The sequence below is a fragment of the Streptomyces sp. NPDC088733 genome (assembly GCF_044751185.1).
Lineage (GTDB): Bacteria > Actinomycetota > Actinomycetes > Streptomycetales > Streptomycetaceae > Actinacidiphila.
Window position 1 is genome coordinate 148181 of the sequence record NZ_JBIVLH010000021.1, and the last position, 6271, is coordinate 154451.

Consider the following 6271-nt stretch of genomic DNA (forward strand, 5'->3'; position numbering starts at 1 on the left):
GTCCTTGCCTCGCGGCGGGGCGGCAACTACCGTCTCCCCATGTAACTGACGCACCGTCAGTTCTCAGGTCTCCCCCACCTGCCGGGAGGCAGCCTCCGATGACCGCCGCCACCGGCCGCACCCGCCTTGCCTGCCCAGCCCTCCCCGACGGCTTCGACCCCACCGACCCCGGCCTCAACCACGAACGCGTCCCGCTCCCGGAGTTCGCCGCCCTCAGGGAGACCGCCCCCGTCGCCTGGATCCCGCAGCCGCACGGCCTCGCCGGCTTCGGCGACGACGGCTACTGGGCCGTCACCCGGCACGCCGACGTCCGGACGGTGTCCACCAGCCCCGAGACCTTCTCCTCCTGGGCCAACACCGCGATCATCCGCTTCCACGAGCGCATGACGCGCGACCGCATCGACGCCCAGCGGCTGATCCTGCTCAACATGGACCCGCCCGAGCACACCCGGCTGCGCCGGATCGTGCAGCGCGGCTTCACCCCGCGCGCCGTCCGCGCCCTGGAGGACGCCCTGCGCGAGCGCGCCGGCCGCATCGTCGCCGAGGCCGCCGCGCGGGGCGGCGGCGACTTCGTCACCGACATCGCGAGCGAACTGCCCCTGCAGGCCATCGCCGAACTCATCGGCGTGCCCCAGGAGGACCGGGCCAGGATCTTCGCGTGGTCCAACAGGATGACCGGCTACGACGACCCCGAACTCGCGGTCACGGAGGAGACCGCCGCCCAGGCGTCCGTCGAGCTCATCTCGTACGCCATGGGGATGGCCGCGGAACGCAAGGCCCGCCCCGCGCGGGACATCGTCAGCACGCTCGTCGCCGCCGAGGACGAGGGCAGTCTCAACGGGGACGAGTTCGGCTTCTTCGTCCTGCTGCTGGCGGTCGCGGGCAGCGAGACCACGCGCAACGCCATCACCCACGGGATGCACGCCTACCTCACCCACCCGGAGCAGTGGAAGCTCTTCCGGGCGGAGCGGCCCCGTACCGCCGCCGACGAGATCGTCCGCTGGGCGACCCCGGTCACGTCCTTCCAGCGCACGGCGACCCGGGACACGGAACTCGGCGGCACCAGGATCGCCGCCGGCGACCGCGTGGGCCTGTTCTACGCCTCCGCCAACCACGACCCGGAGGTCTTCACCGACCCGGGGACGTTCGACATCACCCGCGACCCCAACCCCCACCTCGGCTTCGGCGGCGGAGGCCCCCACTTCTGCCTCGGCGCCGGCCTCGCCCGCCTCGAGATCGACCTGATCTTCGCCGCCCTCGCCGACACCGCCCCCGCCATCCGCCTCGCCGGCACCCCCCGCCGCCTCCGCTCCCCCTGGCTGAACGGCGTGAAGGAACTCCGCGTGACCTACGCCTGACCGCGCGCGTGCGATTGCTGGGCAGGGGGTATGGCAGGGTAGGCTGTGCTTTCCTGTGTCCAGCGGGCGTGTAGCTCAGCGGTAGAGCGCTGCCCTTACAAGGCAGATGTCGGCGGTTCGAAACCGTCCACGCCCACCAGCCCTAGCACATGGCAAAGGCCCAGGTCGTCCGGTGTGAGTCCGGATGCCTGGGCCTTGATCTTTTGCCGAGGGTGAGGGCCGTCGTGCCACCTACGTGCCAGATGGATCGGCGTCGGTCCCCTTCACCCGCCGGATCTGGTCGTCCACGTGGCCCGCGATCTGCCGCCACGGGGCAGGAAGGCACCAGAAGGGGCATCGCGCAAGGGGTGGTGGTGCTGGTCAAGCCCAGAGAGGTGGAAGAAGCTCTTCCGGATGTGCGCATTGGACCCACGCCCGGCTGGTGAAGACCGGTCGGCTGAACGTACGGTCGCCGTTTCCCGTGGAGCGCAGGACCAGACCTAGAGAGGGGAAGCTGGGTTCCCCGTAGACGCTGGTGTGGACCGGCTCAGTGTGTGCGACCTTCTCGATCCACAGGTTCAGCTCAGAGGGAGCCCGCCCGGTGAAAGTGGTCCCGTCATAGTGGACCTGAGGCCCGTCAAGAGCATCGGCGATGACAGCCATCAGGCCTCCGTCCTCATGCTTTTCGTAGTAGGTGCGGATGCCCAGGTCGTCGAAGTGCGCCCACCGATGGTCTTGGTCCCATCCGGTTGAGGCAACACTGCCGAGAGCCTCGATCACATCATCTTGACTTGCCCCGAACCGCAGGGGTCCCACGCTCTCAAGCGGCACCCATGCCCACTGCAGCCGGTCCACGTCCGGAACGATCTTCTGTTCCCACCACCACATGAGCACCCGCCCGTGAATATGCCGTATGCGCGATCAGCATCATCACACACGACCTTCCACAGCAGCCACGTCGTCCGGGGCCAGCAAGTAGTCATCAAGCGCGCCGGTGGACACGAAGAGAGGCCCGCCGGTTACTGGACTCCATGATGCTCGTCTTGGCGTCTCGTCTGACCGATGTCGTGCCAGATGCGTGCCAGATCGAGCGGCGAACCACGGTCAACGCCGGGCCGCGCAGGACCCTCTGACGCGGGCAGCAGCGGATCATCTACCTAAGTCACGAGTACGCGTGGGCACCAACGGCCGGTGATTTCCAAGCTCAGATCGCGAATTCGATTCTCGTCACCCGCCCCACCAGAAAACCCCAAGCCGGCGGCCCGGGGCTTCTTCGTTGCAGACCTCTCTAGGCGTCGCGCACCAGATCGACACCAGGTGCCCTTGCGCGCTTTGCACGCATGCGTGCGTCGAGAGCTGCGGCGACCTCCCGCTGCTGCTCCAACACGGGATCGAAGCCGGGGACGATGGGGGTGAAGGAGTCGCACAGGGGTCACGAAGGTCACATGCCGAGGGTCCGTGTCATTCAGCCTGCCTCAGAGTTCGCTAGCGCGCGCAAAACTGCACGTTATCGAACTCGAAGTTGGCCTGCTCTACGGCTTCCGGCTTCGTAGCGTGACACGTGTCTGTCAGGACTTCCCAGTCGGCAGAGCAGTAGAACAGGTAGAAGTCCGGATCTCCGCTGTATCGCGCGATCACTAGGTTGGCGATCCTCTCCTCGAATCCATCGACCGAGTGCCTGGTTCGCTGGGTCGACCGCTGGGCGTCTCCCACCTGCGCGTGCAGCTCGACCGAAGCTCCGTCAAGAGCCGACGGCACAAAGATACTCACGACACAATCTCCAGACTGATGTTCTCGCCCGACAGAAAAGCTGAACGGGAAGCCTAGCTCCAGCAGCACAGCACCTACCCGACACGTGCCCGCCTGACGGGCGAACCAACAGGAGGAACTACAGGGATCGCACCATTTCGGGGCCGCCTCTGGGCCGTTCGACGGTATCCAACGACGACAGATGACAGCAGTCGCCGACGCCCCTTCCCCCTGCTCAAGGGCGGTACGCCGGACACCGTCGCAAGTGCCGTCCCCCGGACGGAAGTAGAGGAAGTCCAGAGATCCGGCGTCACCCTCACAGGTCTGGGGTCAGGTGTCGACACACGCCCACGCGTGCCAACTGCAGGAGGACGACGAAGTAGTGATCCGGTTCGACTCCACCCGACCGGAACGGTCATCGTCGGCATCGAGGTCCTGGACGGGAGAACCCTGGAACCGCAGTACCGGCCACCACCGGCGGAAACCTCACTGCGGAGAGCTGATCACGTGAGGTAAAACGGCGGCATGGACGTCGCTGAACTGGAACGACTGCTGGATGAGACCTTCGATCACGCTGTCGTGCACCACGGATACACCGACTACATGCGCGACTGCGAAGTCATCGTCTACATGACTACGGATCCACGAACCGGCATCGAGCCGGCCCATCGGAGGTACCTCTTCAGGTACTGCGTCGAAGCCCGGTGCGAGTCATCTGTGCCGCCCGAGACTTGGCGCGCCTCCCTGGACGACCGCCTCATCGACCACGTGACGGGTGCCGACCTCGATGGCTACGTCTGGGGCGTCAAGTGGCACTGCTTGTACCCGGGTGCGTCGATTCTCCCTGAGTCAGAAGCGGCTCGCCGTTGGTCCCGCGCCACTGGACTCGGCTTTCATGAAGTCTGCATCGAGACGAACGCGCACCGCCTCACCTTGCTCTTCTCTGACCTGCACGTCAGTGAAGTTCCGACCGGATACGCCCCCTTCACCACGAACTGAACGAGGCAGGGCGTGTGTGCGACGCTGGACGCATTGCTCGCATCGACTACTTCAACGACCCAAGCTCCCCGAGGGCGAGCAGCATCGTGTCCCCGGTCACGGCGGTCGCCCTCAAGGCCGGGAGCTCCTGCTCATCTACGAGTCGCTCGACGTCACCGGCGGGACCGAGGTCGAGCACCCCGAGCAAGGACGCTTCGCCAATACCGGCGTCATCACGCGCCTGGACATGATCGACGTCCACGTCACCCGCGTGTCCGAGGACGTCACGGTCAGACCGCCCCGCGCCGCCGAAGTCGAGGCCCTGAGCATCGAGTCCGGCGTCCACGTTTTCTGCATCCAGCGCACATTCAGCACCGACGAACGCCCCGTCGAGATCGCCGACATCATCGTCCCCGGCGACCGCTACTCACTGAGCTACGAGTTCCGCGTCACCGACGAAGACGATCCGACAACCGACGGAACTCTCACGTAACGGGCTATTGTCGCCACACCGGGCCCATCAACCACATCGCGGAAGTCCATTCCGACGAGCCGATGTCAGTAGCGCCCGAGGAGCAGGTTGATCCCGAAGCCCACCACCACGTACAGCGAGCCCAACGTCCCTACCCAACCAAAGCCGAGGATGCCCAGCCGACGGCTGTCGCGAAGGCGATCGTCTGGCTCGCCGCTATCGGTCCAGCGAGTCCGCCAGTCCTTGAAGTCGAAGACCAGGGCACCGCATATCAACCCGATCCCAGCAAAGAGAACGACAATGCCGATCAAGAGCCACATGTGGAGCAGACCTCCTAGTAGTTAGAACAGTTTCCGTCACTGCTGCCAGCTGTCACAGGTTTCTCTACCTCATTGCTCCGCCGGGCGCGCGATATTGTGCGGGCAGGCGGGATACCGCGCGAATGCACATGCGTCTGTCGGGCTGCCCCGGGGGGCCGTGATTTTCTTGCTCGGGCTATGCCTGGTGTCCGGGCTGTGGATGGCTTTGGTCGCGCTCGGCATACACGGCTTGCTGGTCGGGCGCATGCCGGGCCGATGGTTCCAACGCCAGGTCCGGCAGCCGAGACTTTGGGGAGCCGGTGCCCTACTCGTGGCACTCGCCGGGCTTGGATACAAGACGCTCATCGTGGTCGGTCTCGACCTCATAGCGTTGGGGCACGTCGTGAAATCCGATCCAAAATCGTCCAGTGATCCTGACGGGGGCCGTCTCCGGGCCGTCCGAGGCAGGTCAGCGTTGACGGACGATGACAACCGATACCAGCGTTGCTACAGGTCAGGTGCTACGCAGGTCACGCCGCAGACCGCCCCACCTCGCTCCCAAAGCGGGTATCGACGGCACCCCGCTTCGGTGGCAGGCGGGGGGGGAACTACTCGAAGGGGGGAGCGGCTGCCACCAACATCTTGCTGTGGGAACTCGTATCGGCTGCGGCGGCGGTGGGGTCGATGCTCGATTCCTCTGCCACCGTCGTCGCCCAGCACTCCCCCCAAGCCGCCGCCCATTCGCCGGCCAGATCACTGTCGGGGTCAAGATCCTCGGGCTTGCCCGTGATGCCGTAGGCGTCGAGGAGTCGTCGCTCGATGCCGAACGGTTCCCCCAGGGCGAGCTCCGGGTACTCGCTGATCCAGCGCCTGAGGATCCGTCCGTGTTCAGCGATCAACCACGCTTCTCCGTCGTTTTGCTCACTGTGGAAGAAGAGTTGGGCTTTGCCGAAGTGCGCGCTCAATTTTCGGCACAGGTCGGTGACGTGCGCCGTCTGTGACAGGTGGGGTAGGCCAAAGTACCGTCCGAACACCAGCGTCCACCCCTGCACAGACGGGGTGATGATGACTGTGGGGAACGGCTTCTCCTCGTCATGTGCCACCTCGTCGATGAGTTCCACCCCATCGGTCCAGGCGGTCTCCCGTACCTCCGTCAGGCCGAGGGCCTTCACCACCGCTGCCTGATCGGCGGTCTCAACTGCGAGCCAGGAGAGCCAACAGGCGCGTATGAGTGGCGCGGATTCGGATGTCCCCATGACCTGCATCGTAGAGGCAGTTCGGCACACGGCGGTCTGCGCCCCCATCAGCCGAGTGGTCGTCGCCGAGTAAGTGACTACGGGATGTCGGCGACGCCTGAATTCTGAGCCGCTTCCGACGGGTGAAAGGTGACCCCCGTTGCTTCGGTTGATGTTGGTCATTCCCCGGTGTTGGCGGCG

General features: G+C 65.6%; 7 protein-coding genes and 1 tRNA gene. 4 read left to right on the forward strand and 4 right to left on the reverse strand.

Annotation, left to right across the window (positions count from 1 at the left end; translation table 11 throughout):
• Positions 1-98 precede the first annotated feature (98 nt).
• Complete coding sequence (locus ACIP64_RS31075) at positions 99-1358, forward strand: cytochrome P450 (protein WP_401593108.1); 1260 nt, start codon at positions 99-101, stop codon at positions 1356-1358.
• Positions 1359-1422: 64 nt separating this feature from the next.
• Positions 1423-1497: transfer RNA gene (locus ACIP64_RS31080), tRNA-Val, on the forward strand.
• Positions 1498-1718: 221 nt separating this feature from the next.
• On the opposite strand, the gene ACIP64_RS31085 is transcribed toward ACIP64_RS31080, so the two are convergent.
• Together ACIP64_RS31085 and ACIP64_RS31090 are read right to left on the reverse strand one after the other, a co-directional pair.
• On the reverse strand, positions 1719-2192 hold the full coding sequence (locus ACIP64_RS31085; RefSeq protein ID WP_401593110.1) for a hypothetical protein: 474 nt from the start codon (positions 2190-2192) through the stop codon (positions 1719-1721).
• Between the two features lie 630 nt (positions 2193-2822).
• Positions 2823-3107 carry a hypothetical protein gene (locus tag ACIP64_RS31090; protein WP_401593112.1) on the reverse strand — a complete coding sequence of 95 codons (285 nt, stop codon included), beginning with the start codon at positions 3105-3107 and terminating at the stop codon, positions 2823-2825.
• Between the two features lie 504 nt (positions 3108-3611).
• Between ACIP64_RS31090 and ACIP64_RS31095 the strand changes: the two genes are divergently transcribed.
• Positions 3612-4085 carry a hypothetical protein gene (locus tag ACIP64_RS31095; RefSeq protein WP_401593114.1) on the forward strand — a complete coding sequence of 158 codons (474 nt, stop codon included), beginning with the start codon at positions 3612-3614 and terminating at the stop codon, positions 4083-4085.
• 16 nt (positions 4086-4101) lie between these two features.
• Complete coding sequence (locus ACIP64_RS31100; protein WP_401593116.1) at positions 4102-4557, forward strand: UTRA domain-containing protein; 456 nt, start codon at positions 4102-4104, stop codon at positions 4555-4557.
• Positions 4558-4622: 65 nt separating this feature from the next.
• Here ACIP64_RS31100 and ACIP64_RS31105 read toward each other — a convergent pair whose 3' ends face one another.
• The gene (locus ACIP64_RS31105) at positions 4623-4856 is read right to left on the reverse strand and encodes a hypothetical protein (RefSeq protein WP_401593118.1); all 234 of its coding nucleotides are present in this window, start codon (positions 4854-4856) and stop codon (positions 4623-4625) included.
• A 587-nt stretch (positions 4857-5443) separates the two neighbouring features.
• Positions 5444-6091, reverse strand: a complete 648-nt coding sequence (locus ACIP64_RS31110) for a hypothetical protein (RefSeq protein WP_401593120.1) — start codon at positions 6089-6091, stop codon at positions 5444-5446.
• Between the last annotated feature and the right edge of the window lie 180 nt (positions 6092-6271).